Genomic DNA, 15,969 nt, shown 5'->3' with positions numbered 1-15,969 from the left:
AATAGCGTCCGAGCCCTGAAACGGAAGCTGGTATGATGAGTATATCAGCTTGCCTTCCCCAACGTCGTCGCCTTTGATGGCGCCGCAGGTTCCAGGGAGGCTCCGCATGCTTATCGACCGCCGGCTCTTCGCGACTTCGGCCCTATTCCTGGCCCTCGCTTGCGGCGCTCATGCCGCTGATCGCCCCTGGTACACCCAAGGCGCCTTCGCCCCGACCGAACGCATCGCCATCCAGGTCACCAACCCCCTGGACGAGGATCGCGTAAACAGCCCCGTGACCCTGACCCCCGAGCAGCTGCCGATGCTGCGCGGCGCCCAGGCCCTGACCGTGACCCTGGTCGATCCCGACGGCGCGCCGCGTCCCGCCCCCGACCACGAGCGCCAGGCCATGGAAGGCCCGCATGGCCACCTGGTCGAGGCCAATGGCCGGGCCGTCGACTACCAGCTGGACGACCTGAACGCCGACGGCCTGTGGGACGAGCTCTTCCTTCAGGTCGACCTGAAGGCCCGCGAGACCAAGACGATCTACATCTATCGGGGCTTCCAGCAGCGCGGCTGGAACCCGCATCGCACCCACGCCGGCATCGGCAGCTACATGCGCCACACCGTGCCCTTCTGGGAGTCGGAAGCCGTCGGCTGGAAGCTGTGGTTCCCCACCGACGCCGACGTCTACGGCAAGCGCGCGCCGATGCTGATGTCGCCGCGCCTATATGGCGAGAACCTGGACGGCTATGCGGTGTCGCGGATCGATCCCAAGCTGGGCTCGGACATCATGTCGGTGGACGACAGCTTCGGCGGCGGCGGCATCGGGGTGTTCGACGATCCGGCCGAGCCCGACGCGATCTCGCGCCCGCGCTTCACGCCCAAGTCCGACCAGGCCAACCGCTTCAACGGCAACGGCCTGACCGACACCCGCTACGCCTTCGAGGTCGTCACCAACGGCCCGCTGCGCAGCATGATCCGCGTCAAGACCATGAACTGGGACAGCGGCCGGGGCCGCTACGAGGTCGAACAGCTCTACACCGCCTATGCCGGCCAGAACTATTCGACGGCCCGCGTGACCTTCAAGACCTTTGCGCCGAAGGCCAAGACGGGTGCGGCCTGGGCGGCGGGCATCCGCAAGCACGCCCCCGAGGAGATTATCTACCAGCAGGGCGGCGTGGCCATCACCGGCGGCAGCGAGCTGGTGCGCAATCCCGACGACAAGGAGGCGGTGCAGAACGGCTTCCGCATCGACTACGCCGGCTCGGCCCTGGTCGTCCGCGACGCCTACAAGCCGACCTACGTCTCCAGCCCCGACCGCCAGGGCAACCACGTCTTCAAGGTGGCCCCGACCAAGGACAACCGCTTCGAATACATGATCGCCGCCGCCTGGAGCGAAGGCCCGACCTTGAAGACCGCCGACGCCTTCAAGGCCTACGTGATCAAGTCCGCGCGCGAGTACAATTCGCCGGTGCGGGTGGGCGGCGTAGCGGAGGAGAAGCGCTAGGGCGCCGCTCGCGAAGCTCCGGCGCCGTTCGCGAAGCGGCGCTGGCGGAGCGGCGCCGTACGGGTGACTTGGGCCGCCCGACAACGCCGAGAACGACCATGCTCGCCTTCCTCGCCGCAGCCCTCGTGGCCGCTTCGCCTCAGCTCGACGCCGTTCCGCAGACCCGCCTGGATGAGGCCCTGCGCTGCCGGCTGGGCGCCTATGCCCTGCCCGCCGGCCAGGTCGTGACCATCACCGGCGCCGACGGTCATCCCCGGAACCTGAAATACACGCTCTCGACCGGCGCCTTCGGCCGGCTGCAGGAACGCCCGGACGGCGTCTATGCCGGCGGGCCGCTGACGATCGCCTTCGAACCCTGCGAGACCGGCCGCCTGACGCTGACGCGGGGCGTTGTCACGGAGCAAGGCGCCCGCCTGCCGCTGGCCGAGACGCAGACGACCTTCGCCAGCGACGGCGTCGCGATGCATGGCAAGCTGGTCATGCCGCAGGGCGGCCGCGCCAAGGCCCTGGCCGTCTGGATCGAAGGCTCCAACAACGACCCATCGACCGACGACGCCATCTGGCCGTACGAGCTGGCCCGGCGCGGCGTGGCGGTGTTCGTCTACGACAAGCGCGGGACAGGCGGATCCGCCGGCGCGCTGTCAGCCAATTTCGATGTGCGGGCGCGCGACACGGCCGCGGCAGTCAAGGCGGCGCGGCGACTGGCCCCAGGCGTGCGCCAAGTCGGCGTCATCGGCGGCAGCCAAGGCGGCTGGGTCGCGCCCCTGACCGCGACCTTGACCCCGCTGGACTTCGTCATCCCCGCCTTCACCCTGGCCGAGGGCCCAATCGCCCAGGACCGCCTCCTGGTCGAAGCCCAGGTGCGCCAAGCGGGCTTCCAGGACGAGGACCTCGCCAAGGCCAGGACGCTGACCGATCTCACCGCGCGCGTCGTCCGCTCCAACTTCACCGACGGCTTCGCCGAGCTGGACGCCTTCCGGACGCAGCATGCCGGCGAGCCCTGGCTGAAGGTCATCCAGCCGCGCTCGCACACGGGCATCCTACTGACGGTGTCCAGCGCCGACGCCAGGGCGGGCGGCGTGGCGGCGTCCCACAGCCTCAGCTTTGGCTACGAGCCGCGTCCGCTGATCGAGACGATCCGGCCACGCCAGCTATGGCTGCTGGGCGGCAGTGACCGCCAGGCGCCGAACGCGCGCACCCAGGCCATTCTCAAGGAGGTGCAGGTCAAGCGGCCCGACCTCGCCGTCGTCGTCTTCCCGAAGGCTGACCACGGGCTGATCGAGCGGAGCAAGAGCGCCTATGCGGCGGGCCTGTTCGACATCACCGCCGACTGGATCAAGGACCGGAAACTTCCGGGAACTGGCGCCTTCGTGGTCGCGCCAGCGGCGGACTAGAGGTCCAGCGAGCGCAGCAGTGCGGCCTCGGCGCCGTCCGGGTCGCGGGCCGTCAAACGCTCGACGATCTGGGCGTATTCGGCGACCAGCCTGGCGCGGTGCTCGGCCGGCTCGTCGGCATTGACCGGCAGCCAGCCCAGCATCGCCTCCGCCACCGCGTCGAAGATGGCGTTGCGTGAGATGGCCGCCAGCTTGCCGTGGAAGGCGCGGTCCAGGGCGACGAAGGCCTCGGCGTCGTCCAGGGCCTGGCGTTGCTGGGCGACCAGGCGCTCCAGCTGCTCCAGGTCGGCGGCCTCAGCCTTCACCGCCGCCTCGCGGACCATGCCGCGTTCGAAGAAGCGGCGGGCTTCCTTGAGGTTCTCGACCATGTTCGGCGAGGCCGACAGCATCAGTTGCGCCACCAGGTCCAGTTGGCCGACGGCGGCCTTGGCGGTCAGCGGCCGCACGCGGGCGCGCTCGCCGTGCTTGATGGTGATCAGGCCCTGGTTGGCCAAAGCCTGCATGGCCTCGCGGATCGCCGGCCGGCCCACACCATAGCGGACCATCAGCTCGCGTTCGGACGGCAGCGCCTCGCCCGGCGCGTACTCGCCCGAGGTGATCATCGCCTTGAGGCGGTCGAGGACATGGTCGGAGAGCTTGCGCTTGGCGATCGGCGTCTCGACCAGCCCTCCGTCTGCATTCCGGAGCGCCATTCCCGGAAACTGTAGCAACGCCGGTTCGAAGTCCAGCCAGTGGATCTGAACCCAGCCTCGCGCCCGGTGGAAAGCCGGGCGGCGGATCGCCCCCGCCTGCGCGGGACGCCGTTCGACGCCCCGGGGCTTGAGGCGCTGGAGCGACCGCCGCGCCATGTCAGTACGACGAGAACAGCGCCGCGCGGGCCAGGCGCTGGGCCTCCAGGGCGTCCTGGCGATCCTGGGCGGCCTGCATGGCGTCGAAGTCCAGCTTGTCCAGCGCCCGGTCGATGACCTTCAGGAAGTCGATCGCCAGCTTGGCGGCCGTGACGCTGTCCTCGCGGAACGGGAACTGGTCCAGCTGCCAGACGCCTTCCCAGTTGTTCTTGCGCAGCACGTAGAAGAACTCGAACAGCTCGATCGGGTGGACCGAGCCGGCGACCATGTCGTCGTCCCAGCTGCGCAGGTTGTCGTTGACGTCCATGCCGAACAGCCGGCCGTGGTCGATGGCCAGCTGGGCCGCGTCGGCCGGCGACTCGCCGCCATACAGCGAGTGGCCGAAGTCCAGCAGGATGCCGATATTGGGCAGGCCGATCTTCTCGATGCCCAGCAGGGTGCGGGCCACCGAGTCGAAGCTCATGTGGTTGCGCGGCTCGCGCGGCTTGTACTCGATGACGAACTTCAGGTCGGGGTTCTGGCTGGCCAGCTCGCCGACGCCGTCCATCGACATCTGCCACAGCTTCTTGTGGTCGACCTGGAAGGGGTAGTCCCAACCATCCTGGCCCGGCCACAGCTTGACGTAGTCGGCCCCGAAACGACGAACCACATTGGCCGCGTCGTTGCACATCGCGTTGGCCAGGCGGCGGATGCCCGGATCGGGATTGGTGAAGGCGCCCTTCGAGAACTGGCGGGTATAGATCTCGGGCGTGATGCCGATGACGCCGAGGTTGTTGCGCTTCAGCGCGACCTCGACCTCATCCAGTGAGAGGTTCGGATCGACGAACGGATAGTTGAGGTCGACGACCGACAGGTCGCCCACCTGCCCGGCCTTATCGATCGCCTCGATCAGGCTGACGGGCGGGCCGTAACCGTCGGTGGCGTAGCGGTCGACATAGGTGGCGAAGTGCCAGATGCCGGCTCCGAACTTCAGCTTGCTCATGAGCGCGTACTCCAGAAACTAACGACGGTTGAGATTGAAGTTGTTCAGGTCGCCAGCGTTGGCGGCGGTGACCAGGAAGCAGTCCATCAGCTGCTTCTCCGGCTGGCCGGTCTTGCCGGTCTTCAGGAAGCGGTCGGCCAGCTCGACGGCGTACTGGGCCTGGCGGAAGGCCGGCTGCAGCACGGTGGCCTTCAGCTTGCCAGCCAGGATCGCGTCGCGGGCGTCGTTGCTGCCGTCGAAGCCGACCACCACCACGTCGCCGCGCCCGGCGCTCTCCAGGGCCGCCACCGCGCCCATGGCCATGGTGTCGTTGCCGGCGATGACGCCCTTCACCTCGGGATGGGCCTGCAGGATCGACTGGGTCTTGGCGAAGGCTTCCGACTGGCTCCAGTTGGCCGACTGGCGGCCGATCATCTTCAGGTCCGGATACTGGTCGATCACCTCGTGGAAGCCGCGCGAGCGGATGGCGGCGTTGGTGTCGCTCTCCTTGCCGACCAGCTCGACATAGCCGCCCTTCTCACCCATCGCCTGGACGAAGGCCTCGGCCCCCAGGGCCGCGCCCTGGAAGTTGTTGGAGACGATCTGGGCCGTCGCCAGGCCGCGCACATTGATCTCGCGATCGATCAGGAACACCGGCACGCTGGCCGCCTTGGCCTTGCCGATCGCCGCGGCGCTTGCGTCGGCGCCGGCGTTGTCGAGGATGATGGCGGCGGCGTTGCGGGCGATCGCCGTGTCGATCAGCTGGCTCTGCTTGTAGGCGTCGTCGTCGTGCGAGAACTTCAGGGTCTCGTAGCCCAGGGCCTTGGCTCGCGCCTCAGCGCCTGCCGCCTCCTGGCCGAAGAACGGATTGTCCATCGACGGCGTGATGATGACGATCAGGTTCGAGCGCCCCTTGGGCGCCAGCCACGAGATCCCGAGGACGACCGCGACGACGGCGGCGATCGCGATGATCAGGTGGCTGCGTTTCATGGCGCTCCTTAGGCGGTCAACACGCGGATGCCGCGCGCCTCGAGGGCCTTGCGGTCCTCGTCGCGGATGCCGTCGTCGGTAATCAGGGTCTGGATGACCTCGACCCCGCCGCCCAGCGACGAGAACGAGGTGCGGCCGATCTTGGTGGAGTCCGCCACCAGGCAGACATGCGAGGCCGCCGCGATCATCGCCTTCTTGATCGGCAGGTCGGCCAGCGACGGATAGGTCAGGCCGGCTTCCAGCGAGATCGCCGCCGTCGCCAGGAAGCAGGTCTCGGCGTACAGGCCCTCGAAATAGGCCGCCGAGCGTTCGCCGCTCAGCGACAGGGTCGGGGCCTTGAACTGGCCGCCCGGCATGTGGACCGTGCACGAGGGCAGCGCCCCCAGGGTCAGGGCGATGTTCAGGGCGTTGGTGACGACGTTGAGGTTCTGCCGCTCCAGCAGGTTCAGGGCCACCTCGGTGGTGGTCGAGCCGCTATCGAGGATCAGGGTCTGGCCGTCGGTGACCAAGGATGCGGCCAGGCGGCCGATCCGGCGCTTGGCTTCCATATTGACCCGGTGCTGCAGGGCCATGTCGCGCACCTGCTGGGGCACCGAACGCAGGAAGGCGCCGCCGTGCTCGCGCACGATGTGGCCTTCGACCTCCAGCTTCTCCAGGTCCTGGCGGATGGTGGGTTCCGACACCCCAAAGGCTTCGGAGAGCTCGCGCACCCGGGCGCTGCCTTCTTCTTGCAGCCACTCCAGGATCTTCATGCGACGGGGCTCGGCCAACAGCCCCGAGCCGGCCGTGGCCATGGCGCGCTGGCGGGCCGAGCTCTTGGCCGCGGTGTCGTTCTGAGCGCCCTTCGGACCGGACTTGGCCATGGCTCTCTTGCTCCTCTGCGTGACGGCGCCCTTGGTCACGGTCAGGCCTTGCCCGCCGCCGTGAGGCGTCCTTGCAGTTGGTCGAGCACGACAGCGGCGATGATCACAAGTCCTTTGATGACCATCTGCCAAAACTCGCTGACGCCCATCATCACCAGGCCATCGCCCAGCACGCCGATCACGCAGGCGCCGATCAATGCGCCGCCGACCGTGCCGCGCCCGCCCGACAGCGACGCGCCGCCCAGCACGACGGCCGCGATGGCCGACAGTTCGAAGGTCTCGCCGCTGGCCGGATGGGCGGCCACCAGCTCGGAGGAGACGATCAGCCCCACCAGCGCCGCGCAGACGCCGGAGATCACATAGACGGCGACCTTGACCCGCTCGACCCGCACGCCCGACAGCATGGCCGCGCGCTCGTTGCCGCCGATGGCGTAGACCCAGCGGCCGAACGGCGTGTCCTTGGCGACGAAGGCGGCGACCAGGGCGATCAGCGCCAGCAGGATCACCGTCACCGGCAGACCCAGGACCGAGGCCGAGCCCAGCAGCGGGAAGCCCTCGTTGCCCAGGTCCGGACGGCCGACCAGGTTGGGGAAGGTCGCGCCGTTCGACAGCAGCATGGCCGCGCCGCGCGCCACGTAGAGGACGCCCAGGGTGGCAATGAACGGCGCGATGCGGAAACGCGCCACCAGCACACCGTTGAACAGGCCCGCGATCCCGCCCAGCACCAGCACGAGGACGACGACCACCGGCACGCTGGGATAGACGACCACGCCCAGCGGCTGCAACGTCACGCCGTTCAGGATCAGGGCGCCCGCGACCATGCCGGCCAGGCCCGCGATCGAGCCCACCGACAGGTCGATGCCGCCGGTCAGGATCACATAGGTCATGCCGATCGCCAGGATCGCCGTGATCGCCACGTGCTTGAACATGATCAGGAAGTTGGACGCCGACAGGAAGTTGGGGGCCATCACCGAGAAGAAGGCGATGACCACCGCCAGGGCGATCAGGGCGCGCAGCTTCAGCAGCAACGCGACGACGCTCGGGCCCGTCGAGGAAGTAACTTCGGTCGCCATTACGCGGCGGTCTCCATGACGGCATTGGAGGCGGCCACCAGCGCGCTCTCCGTGGCCTGTTCGATCGTCAGGTCGGCGGTCAGACGGCCAGCGGCCAGCACCAGCACGCGGTCGGCGACGGCCTGGGCTTCCAACAGGTCGGAGGTGGCGAAGACCACAGCCAGGCCCTGGTCGGCGAGGGCGCGCATGGTGTCGAACACCTCGCCGCGCGCGCCGATGTCGACGCCCCGGCTGGGCTCGTCCAGCAGCATAACCAGCGGCCCGGTCATCAGGCCGCGCCCGATCACCACTTTCTGCTGGTTGCCGCCCGACAGCGAGCCGATCGCGGCTTCCGCGCCCGCCGCCTTGACGCCCAGACGGGCCATCATGTCGGCGATGGTCGAGCGCTCCTGGCCTTCACTGATCCGGCCGCCGCGCAGGAAGCCCAGCAGACTGGAGAGGCCCAGATTTCCGCCCACGGACAGATTATGGAACAGGCCGTCGCGCTGGCGGTCCTCGGGGACGAAGCGCATGCGCTTCCGGCAGCGCTCGGCCAGGCTCAGGGCCGAGACGTCCTCGCCGTTCAGGATCACGGTCCCGCCGGCGCTGCGCGCGCCGCACAGGCTTTCCAGCAGCTCGGTGCGGCCCGAGCCCAGCAGGCCGTAGACCGCGGTGACTTCGCCAGCCCGGAAGTCGGCGCTGACATGGTCGACCAGGAAGCCGCCGCCCCGACGCGGCAGGGCGATATCGCGCGCCGACAGCACGACCTCGCCGGCCTGGCGCGTCCCGCCGCGCGGCCGCTGGCGGGCCTTGTCGCCCAGCATCTTCTCGATGATCCAGGCGACCGAGACCTTGGACGCCGGCTCGGAGGCGATCAGCCGGCCGTCGCGCAGCACGGTGACGTAGTCGCCGATGCGCATCAGCTCTTCCAGCCGGTGGGAGATGTAGATCACCGCCACCCCGGCCCGCTTCAGCTCGCCGATCACGCCGAACAGCACCTCGACCTCGGCGGCGCTGAGGGCCGAGGTCGGCTCGTCCAGGATCAGCACCCGGGCGTCCTCGACCAGGGCCTTGGCGATCTCGACGATCTGCTGCTCACCCACCCGCAGGTCGCCGACCGGGGCGTCCGGATCGATGCCGTGGGCCAGGCGGGCCAGCACTTGGCGGGCGCGGGCGTTCTCGGCGGCGTGGTCGGTCGCGCCGACCTTGGTCAGCTCGCGACCCAGGAAGATGTTCTGCGTCACCGTCAGGTTCGGGCAGAGGTTCAGCTCCTGGAAGACGATGCCGACACCGGCCTTGGCGGCCTCGCGCACCGAGGCGAAGCGCACCGGCTCGCCGTCCAGCAGCAGGCGGCCGGAAGTGGGCTGCTCCACCCCGGCCAGGATCTTCATCAGGGTGGACTTGCCCGCGCCGTTCTCGCCGATCAGCACGTTGACCGCGCCGGCATGGACATCGAAGTCGACGCCGTCCAGCGCCGTGACGCCGCCATAGGTCTTGCCGATCTTCTCCGCCCGCAGCACGGCGTCAGGCCCCGACCCGCTCGAGGCGCACGGGCGTGACGACCACCGGATCGTCGGCCTTGCCCAGCTGGAACACGCCCTGGAACCGCACGCGGTCGCCGGGCTTGAGGCTCTCGGCGGCCGGCCGCGCCTGGCGCAGCGCCCGCTTGGTCAGGGCTCCGCCGACCTCGGCGAAGGCGATCTGGTTGGAGAAGTCGTTGAAGGTCACGAACGGCAGGCTGTCGCGCAGGGCCGAGCCCGAGACCACCGGCCCGACCAGCACCTCGACCGGCTTGCCGTCGACCATGACGGTGACCGCGCCGGCGCGAGCATTGGTCTTCACCGCCGTGACCTGGCCCTCGCCTTGGGTGACAAAGGTCCAGGGCGAACCGTCGCCGGCCTTGCGGCCATCAGCGGCGCCGGCGGCGTCCAGGTTCAGGTCGATGCTCTTGGCCAGCGCGCTCAGAGGTTTGGCCTGCTTGCCCCAGTAGGGCGCAGCCTGGGCATCCCAGACGGCCTCGACATAACGCGCAGCATCGAAGCTGCCGGCCTGGCGCTCACGGGCGGCGCGATCGGCGGCGATGGGGATGACCTTGCAGGCGCTGAGCACGGGCAGCAGGGCGACCAGGACCAGCGCCAGGCCGGTCCGTCGCATGCTATCGCCGCGATCTCGCTCGCCCGCCTGCCGCAACGTCAGCCTCTCCCCGGATCGTGCGCCATTTTCGGCGCTACTTTCGAATGATTTCGAATTCGGACGAAACGTGTCATGGCGGATTGGGGCTGTCAATCAGCCCTTACCGCAAAGGGCGTAGCGCCCATGGGCGATCGCGATTTCCACCATACGGCCATAGACTTACGCCCATTCCAGACCTCACTCCGCTCGCCCGACGCGCTTTCCCGTACCAACAGAAACGAAGAAAATCGAAAACAAACGACGCATTTCGTCGTTGCACTCGCAAACCGCCCCGCCTAGTTTGCGGGTCGAGGGAGGCCTGGAACCAGGCGGAATCGAGCGCGGTCGAAAAACGCGCCTCTTCCGCGGTCGCACGCACCCTCGACCCATGCCGCGACGACCAGTGAGACCGTCGAAGATGAACCAAGTTCACCGCCAGGGCGCGGACGACCTGCAAAGCCGCGCCGCCTATGTGGCGCAGCGCGCCAACTGGATCCGTCGCAGCGCGCTGAAGATGATCTTCGAGGCCAAACAAGGCCACCCCGGCGGCGACCTGTCGGCGGCCGACATCCTGGCGGCGCTCTATTTCGACGTCATGCGCTACGACGCCAGCCAGCCCAACGACCTGGGCCGCGACCGCTTCATCATGAGCAAGGGCCACTGCACGGGCGCCTTCTATTCGGTGCTGGCCGGGGCGGGCTTCTTCCCGGAGGAGGAGCTGTCGACCTACCTGCAACCGCTGTCGCGCCTGAACGGCCACCCCAGCCGCACCTATCTGCCGGGCGTCGAGACCAATACCGGCCCACTGGGTCACGGCCTGCCGGTCGCGATCGGCGCGGCCATCGCCGGTCAGATCGACAAGGCCGACTTCCGCGTCTTCGTGCTGACCGGCGACGGCGAACTGCAGGAGGGCAGCTGCTGGGAAGCGGCCATGACCGCCGGCCACCGCAAGCTGTCGAACCTGACCCTGATCGTCGACCGCAACCACCTGCAGCAGGGCGCGCCGACCGAGGAGACCGTCAGCCTGGAACCCCTAGCCGACAAGTGGCGCGCCTTCGGCTGGGACGTGCTCGAGATCGACGGCCACGACCCTTCCGCCCTGATCACCGCCCTGGAAACCACCGGCGACAAGCCGCTGTGCGTGATCGCCGCGACCATCAAGGGCAAGGGCGTGTCGTACATGGAAAACCAGGCCGGCTGGCACCATGGCTGCCCGAACCCCGAACAGTATGCTCAAGCCTTGGCGGAGCTCGCCTGACGTGAACGATCCCGAAAAGACCGAAGGCCTGTTCGACTGCCGCGAGGCCTATGTCGCCACGCTGGAAGCCCTGGCGGAAGCTGATGCGCGGATCGTCGCCGTGGTCAATGACAGCGTCGGCTCCAGCAAGCTGGGCGGCTTCCGCAAGAAGTTCCCCGAGCGCCTGATCAATGTCGGCATCGCCGAGCAGAACATGATCGGCGTCGGCGCGGGCCTGGCCAACGGCGGCAAGATCCCATTCGTCAGCGGCGCTGCCTGTTTTCTCACGGGCCGAGCGCTGGAGCAGATCAAGGCCGACATCGCCTACTCGCAAGCCAATGTGAAGCTGTGCGGCATCTCTAGCGGCATCGCCTACGGGGAACTCGGCCCCACCCACCACTCGATCGAGGACCTGGCCTGGCTGCGGCCGATGGCGCCGCACCTGACCGTCATCGTGCCGTCCGATCCGTGGGAGACAAGCGAAGCGATCAAGGCCGCCGCGGCCTTCGACGGTCCGGTCTTCGTCCGCATCAGCCGCATGCCGGTGCCGGCGCTCAAGCACACGGCCGAGACCTTCCAGATCGGCAAGGCCGAGCCCCTGCGCGAGGGCGGCGACGTCGCCATCATCGCCAACGGCACCATGGTCCATCGCGCCCTGGCCGCCGCCCGGCTCTTGGCGACCGAGGGCGTCGAGGCCAAGGTGATCAACATGGCCACCCTGACCCCGCTCGATGAAGCCGCCATCCTGGACGCCGCCAAGACCGGCGCGGTGATCACCGTCGAGGAACACTCGGTGCGCGGCGGCCTGGGCGGCGCGGTGGCCGAGGTGTTGGCCACCAACGCCCCCTGCCCGATGAGGATTCTGGGCTTCCCCGGCTTCCTGCCCACCGGCTCGGCCGAGTTCCTGATGGAGCGCTACGGCCTGACCGCCGACGGCATCGCGGGCGCCGCCCGCGACCTGCTGGCCAAATGAACATCCTGGCGATCGACCAGGGCACCACCAACACCAAGGCGGTGCTGGTCGGCCCCGAGGGCGAGATCCTGGCCCAGGCCTCGCGGCCGACGGCGGTCCGCTATCCGCAACCCGGCTGGGCGGAGTCCTCGGCCGACGACATCTGGGCCAGCGTCGCTGGCGTGATCGAAGAGATCGTCGCCATGGGCATGCCGGTCGCCGCGATCGGCCTCTCCAACCAGCGCGAGTCCGTCGTGCTGTGGGACGCCGCCACCGGTCGTCCGGTCGGTCCCTGCGTGATCTGGCAATGCGGTCGCTCGGCCACGCGCTGCGAAGCGTTGAAGGCCGAGGGCTACGAGCCGGACGCTATCGCCCGCACCGGCCTGACGCTCAATCCGATGTTCTCGGCCGGCAAGCTGGCCTGGCTGCTGGACCACGCGCCCGACGGCCACGCCCGCGCCGCCCGTGGTGAACTCAAGGCCGGCACGGTCGACGCCTGGCTGCTGTGGAACCTGACCGGCGGCGCGCAACACGCCACCGACCACAGCAACGCCTCGCGCACCCAGCTGATGAACCTCTCCAGCCTGGCCTGGGACCCGGAGATGGCGCGGCTGTTCGACATCCCGCTGGAGGTGCTGCCGCAGATCCGGCCGTCCGACAGCCTGTTCGGTGAAACCGCGCGCGGCGCGACCGCCCTGCCCACCGGCGTCCCAATCCACGCGGCCATGGGCGACTCGCATGCCGCGCTCTATGGCCACGGCCTGGACGGGCCCGGCCGGATCAAGGCCACCTGCGGCACTGGCTCGTCGCTGATGACCGTGACCAAGGAGCGGATCTGGTCGGCCCATGGCCTGTCCAGCACCATCGCCTGGAGCCGGGCCAGCGGAGCCTTGCACGCGCTGGAAGGCAATATCTCGGTCTCGGGCCACACGGTGGCGTTCGTGACCAAGCTGCTGGGCCTGCGGGACGAGCACGCCCTCACGGACCTGGCCCTCACCGTGCCCCACAGCGGCGGCGTCGCCCTGGTGCCAGCCCTCGCCGGCCTGGGCGCTCCGCACTGGCGCGACGAGGCCCGAGGCCTGGTCAGCGGCATGAACCTCGGGACCACCCCCGCCCATCTGGCCCGCGCGGCGTTGGAGGCTGTGGCCTTGCAGATCCACGACGTCTTCATGGCCATGCAGGCCGACTTGCATGGCGACCTGCCAGCCCTGAACGTCGACGGCGGCGCCTCGCGCAACGACGTGCTGATGCAGCTGCTAGCCGACCTGATCGACCGCCCGGTCATCCGCGCGGATGCCGCCGAACTCAGCGCCCTGGGCGCGGCGCGGCTGGCGGCCGAGGGCATGGGGATCAAGGCGCCGCCGGTGCGGCCGGCGGAGCGGACCTTCGCGCCGAGCATGAGCGCCGATGTCCGCGAGGCGGCTGTGGCTCGGTGGCAGGATGCCCTGCGCCGGGCGATGCTCTAACGCCCACAAAAATTCCGCTCATCCCCGCGAAAGCGGGGACCCAAGCTGACTCTCGGGATTGGGCGCGGCCGAGCCAGAATTGCTGACTCGGCTTGGGTCCCCGCTTTCGCGGGGATGAGCGGTGTGGGGGTTAGAAGGCGATGTCTATTGGTGCGCCGCTGTACCGAACGGTCTTCACCCGCTCGCGACCGCCGTCGATCAGCACGACCTTGAACGTCCGCTCCCGCACCATCCCCGGGAAGCTCCCCACCCGCGCGCCGATGGTCAGCTTCCGGCCGCCATCGCTCCACGCCAGCGGTGTCACCGCCCGCTCGCCGCGCTCGTAGGCGTAGCTGTCACCAGCGTCGTCATAGAGCTCGAACTGGCCGTCCGCGCCGGCATAGACCCGCAGCTCCAGCGGCCCCTGCGGATCCTGGTCGGCATAGGTCACCGCCCCACCCAGCGGCAGTATCGCACCAGCCTTCGCATACAGCGGGATCTTCTCCAGCGGCGCGGCGGCGTCCAGCCACTGGCCGCCCGCCAACTTCTTGCCGGTCCAGAAGTCGTACCAGGGCGCGCTCCCCGGCAGGAACACCTGCCGCGAGCGCTGCCCCGCGTTCATCACCGGCGCGACCATCAGCGAAGGCCCGAACAGGAACTGGTCGCCGATGTTCCAGGTCCGCTCGTCGGTCCGCCAGTCCATGACCAGCGGCCGCATGATGGTGTCGGCCTTGTCGGTCACCCGCCAGGCCAGGCCGTAGATGTAGGGCATCAGCCGATAGCGCAGCCGGTCGTAGTCCAGGAGGATCGGCGTCTTATCGCCATAGGCGAACAGGTCGTTGCGGTTGTTCTCGCGCTTGCCGTGGGTGCGGAACAGCGGGTTGAAGACGCCGAACTGGTACCAGCGGACATACAGCTCCTGGAACGCCGGGTCGGTGGTCGCCGGCCCCGTCGGCGGGTTGTCCAGCACGCCGCCGTAGTAGCCGCCGATGTCGGTGGTCCAGTACGGCATGCCCGACAGCGCGAAGTTCAGCCCGCCCTGCATCTGGCGCTGGAACACCGGGAAACCGTTGAGGATGTCGCCCGACCACGAGGCCGCGCCGTAGCGCTGCACGCCGGCGAACGACGAGCGCGACAGGATGAACACCCGCTTGTCGTCGCGCTGCTTTCGCCAGCGGTCCGACACCGCCGCCACGTGGGCCAGCGGGAAGGCGTTGCCGTAGAGCTCGCCCGGTCCGATCGCCAGTTTGCGGCCGTTCAGGGTGCGGTCGGTCTCGGCCATGGTCGGCAGGTGCAGCTCGGGCTCGGAGCCGTCCAGCCAGAACGCGTCCCAGCCCTGGTCGAGCAGCTTGGATCCCAGGTGCGACCAGTAGAGGTCGGCGGCTTCCGGGTTGGTCGGGTCGTACAGCGCCGTGCCGGGGATCAGCCAGCCGCGCTTGTTCATGAGCTTGTAGAGCTGGGACGACTTGGACAGCAGCGGCCACATGCTGAGCATGGTGTGGACCTTGCGCTCACGCAGGGTGTTCAGCAGGCCCGGCACGTCGGGATAGCCGTCGGGCCGGAACTCCGGATCGCCCATCCGGCTCCACCACCGCCAGTCCTGGACGATGACGTCGACCGGGGCGTCGCCGTCGCGATAGCGCTTAGTGACATCCAGCAGCTCCTGGCCGCTGGCATAGCGGTCCATCGACTGGAACAGGCCATAGGCCCAGCGCGGGAATAGCGGCGCCGCGCCCGTCATGTCGCGGTACTTGGCGACGACCTGGTCGAACTCGGGGCCGTAGACGAAGACGTAGTCGATCGCCTGGCCGACATCAGCGGTCAGTGTCAGTTCAGTCGGGAAGCGGTTGTCCAGGGTCGAGGCCGAGGCGGTGTTCCACAGCAGGCCGAAGCCCTCGGTCGACATCATCAGCGGATGGGCGATGTCGGTATTGGCCTGGGCCAGGCGCACCACCGCGCCCTGGTAGTTGAACTGGCCGGACTGGTGCTGGCCCAGGCCGTAGAGCCCCTGGCGCAGGGCCGGGTGGAAGCGCTCGGTGACCTTGTAAGCCTTTGAGCCATCGGACAGCGCCTGGGGTTCGTAGATGCGCGGCCGCTCGCCCATCTCCTGCAGCAGGATGCGGTCGTCGGGGGCCAGGAAGGTCAGGGTCCCGTCGGACAGCGAGATCGAGACGCGCAGGTCGCCGGTCGTCAGCACCTTGGCGACGGCCTTGGCCGTGCCGCCGCCGGCGGCGGTGTTGACGCCCGTGCCGGTCGCCGTCGCGTCGGTCAGGGTCACCGCCTGAGGCATGCAGGGTTTGGAGAACCACGGCTGCTGCGGCGACGAGCCCACCGCCTGGCCGTCGGGGCTGGCCACCACCCGCACCACGCCGTCGGCGCAGACTGACAGCCGCATGACATCGGCCCCGTTGCGGACCTCGACCACCTCGCCGACCTGGCTGACCTGCACCTCGGCCAGGGCTGCGGCCGGCAGGGCCAACATCGCCAGAACCGCCAGTCGAAGCGCCATACGAGGGGCCATGTTCTCAAACCTCGCCGGGAAACAAAGGCGGCGCCGGTCGGGGGG

Annotated in this window: 13 protein-coding genes; 5 read left to right on the top strand and 8 right to left on the bottom strand. The window is 69.0% G+C overall.

Annotated elements, in window-relative coordinates; translation table 11 throughout:
• Positions 1-106 precede the first annotated feature (106 nt).
• Positions 107-1,489, top strand: a complete 1,383-nt coding sequence (locus tag AC07NF_RS09595) for a DUF4861 family protein (protein ID WP_494631997.1) — start codon at positions 107-109, stop codon at positions 1,487-1,489.
• A 98-nt stretch (positions 1,490-1,587) separates the two neighbouring features.
• Positions 1,588-2,883: an alpha/beta hydrolase family protein gene (locus AC07NF_RS09590; protein WP_494631998.1), complete on the top strand. Its 1,296-nt coding sequence runs from the start codon at positions 1,588-1,590 to the stop codon at positions 2,881-2,883.
• Here AC07NF_RS09590 and AC07NF_RS09585 read toward each other — a convergent pair.
• The 7 genes from AC07NF_RS09585 to AC07NF_RS09555 form a co-directional block, all read right to left on the bottom strand.
• Entirely contained in the window at positions 2,880-3,575 is a 696-nt protein-coding gene (locus AC07NF_RS09585) for a GntR family transcriptional regulator (protein WP_494631999.1), read from the bottom strand. The genes AC07NF_RS09590 and AC07NF_RS09585 overlap by 4 nt on opposite strands.
• A 157-nt stretch (positions 3,576-3,732) precedes the next feature.
• Positions 3,733-4,713 carry a sugar phosphate isomerase/epimerase family protein gene (locus tag AC07NF_RS09580; RefSeq protein WP_494632000.1) on the bottom strand — a complete coding sequence of 327 codons (981 nt, stop codon included), beginning with the start codon at positions 4,711-4,713 and terminating at the stop codon, positions 3,733-3,735.
• Between the two features lie 18 nt (positions 4,714-4,731).
• The gene (locus AC07NF_RS09575) at positions 4,732-5,682 is read right to left on the bottom strand and encodes a D-ribose ABC transporter substrate-binding protein (RefSeq protein ID WP_494632001.1); all 951 of its coding nucleotides are present in this window, start codon (positions 5,680-5,682) and stop codon (positions 4,732-4,734) included.
• A gap of 8 nt (positions 5,683-5,690) precedes the next feature.
• Positions 5,691-6,545, bottom strand: coding sequence for a DeoR/GlpR family DNA-binding transcription regulator (locus AC07NF_RS09570; RefSeq protein ID WP_492814144.1), 855 nt, complete (start codon positions 6,543-6,545; stop codon positions 5,691-5,693).
• A 41-nt stretch (positions 6,546-6,586) separates the two neighbouring features.
• Positions 6,587-7,618 (bottom strand): ABC transporter permease, encoded by a 1,032-nt coding sequence (locus AC07NF_RS09565; RefSeq protein ID WP_492814143.1) that lies wholly within the window; start codon positions 7,616-7,618, stop codon positions 6,587-6,589.
• Positions 7,618-9,117, bottom strand: a complete 1,500-nt coding sequence (locus tag AC07NF_RS09560) for a sugar ABC transporter ATP-binding protein (protein WP_494632002.1) — start codon at positions 9,115-9,117, stop codon at positions 7,618-7,620. Before AC07NF_RS09560 ends, AC07NF_RS09565 begins: the two co-directional genes overlap by 1 nt.
• 4 nt (positions 9,118-9,121) lie before the next feature.
• Positions 9,122-9,751 (bottom strand): DUF2291 family protein, encoded by a 630-nt coding sequence (locus tag AC07NF_RS09555; RefSeq protein ID WP_494632003.1) that lies wholly within the window; start codon positions 9,749-9,751, stop codon positions 9,122-9,124.
• A gap of 436 nt (positions 9,752-10,187) precedes the next feature.
• On the opposite strand from AC07NF_RS09555, the gene AC07NF_RS09550 reads away from it, so the two are divergent.
• Genes AC07NF_RS09550 through AC07NF_RS09540 form a run of 3 tightly spaced genes read left to right on the top strand, consistent with a single transcriptional unit; the run spans position 10,188 to position 13,424 of the window.
• A complete protein-coding gene (locus tag AC07NF_RS09550; protein ID WP_494632004.1) occupies positions 10,188-11,027 on the top strand; it encodes a transketolase in 840 nt (279 codons plus the stop codon).
• Between the two features lies 1 nt (position 11,028).
• Positions 11,029-11,979 (top strand): transketolase family protein, encoded by a 951-nt coding sequence (locus AC07NF_RS09545; RefSeq protein ID WP_494632005.1) that lies wholly within the window; start codon positions 11,029-11,031, stop codon positions 11,977-11,979.
• The gene (locus AC07NF_RS09540; RefSeq protein WP_494632006.1) at positions 11,976-13,424 is read left to right on the top strand and encodes an FGGY family carbohydrate kinase; all 1,449 of its coding nucleotides are present in this window, start codon (positions 11,976-11,978) and stop codon (positions 13,422-13,424) included. Before AC07NF_RS09545 ends, AC07NF_RS09540 begins: the two co-directional genes overlap by 4 nt.
• Positions 13,425-13,554: 130 nt before the next feature.
• On the opposite strand, the gene AC07NF_RS09535 is transcribed toward AC07NF_RS09540, so the two are convergent.
• Positions 13,555-15,924 (bottom strand): glycoside hydrolase family 31 protein, encoded by a 2,370-nt coding sequence (locus tag AC07NF_RS09535; protein ID WP_494632007.1) that lies wholly within the window; start codon positions 15,922-15,924, stop codon positions 13,555-13,557.
• Between the last annotated feature and the right edge of the window lie 45 nt (positions 15,925-15,969).

The sequence above is a fragment of the Caulobacter sp. GW821-FHT10A06 genome (assembly GCF_059415805.1).
The sequence above is the reverse complement of the archived record's forward strand: the minus strand, read 5'-3'. Positions and strand labels throughout refer to the sequence as shown.

Coding starts and splice junctions, on each gene's coding strand:
- AC07NF_RS09595 (WP_494631997.1), top strand. CDS start 107: ATGCTTATCGACCGCCGGCTCTTCGCGACTTCGGCCCTATTCCTGGCC.
- AC07NF_RS09590 (WP_494631998.1), top strand. CDS start 1,588: ATGCTCGCCTTCCTCGCCGCAGCCCTCGTGGCCGCTTCGCCTCAGCTC.
- AC07NF_RS09585 (WP_494631999.1), bottom strand. CDS start 3,575: ATGGCGCTCCGGAATGCAGACGGAGGGCTGGTCGAGACGCCGATCGCC.
- AC07NF_RS09580 (WP_494632000.1), bottom strand. CDS start 4,713: ATGAGCAAGCTGAAGTTCGGAGCCGGCATCTGGCACTTCGCCACCTAT.
- AC07NF_RS09575 (WP_494632001.1), bottom strand. CDS start 5,682: ATGAAACGCAGCCACCTGATCATCGCGATCGCCGCCGTCGTCGCGGTC.
- AC07NF_RS09570 (WP_492814144.1), bottom strand. CDS start 6,545: ATGGCCAAGTCCGGTCCGAAGGGCGCTCAGAACGACACCGCGGCCAAG.
- AC07NF_RS09565 (WP_492814143.1), bottom strand. CDS start 7,618: ATGGCGACCGAAGTTACTTCCTCGACGGGCCCGAGCGTCGTCGCGTTG.
- AC07NF_RS09555 (WP_494632003.1), bottom strand. CDS start 9,751: ATGCGACGGACCGGCCTGGCGCTGGTCCTGGTCGCCCTGCTGCCCGTG.
- AC07NF_RS09550 (WP_494632004.1), top strand. CDS start 10,188: ATGAACCAAGTTCACCGCCAGGGCGCGGACGACCTGCAAAGCCGCGCC.
- AC07NF_RS09540 (WP_494632006.1), top strand. CDS start 11,976: ATGAACATCCTGGCGATCGACCAGGGCACCACCAACACCAAGGCGGTG.
- AC07NF_RS09535 (WP_494632007.1), bottom strand. CDS start 15,924: ATGGCCCCTCGTATGGCGCTTCGACTGGCGGTTCTGGCGATGTTGGCC.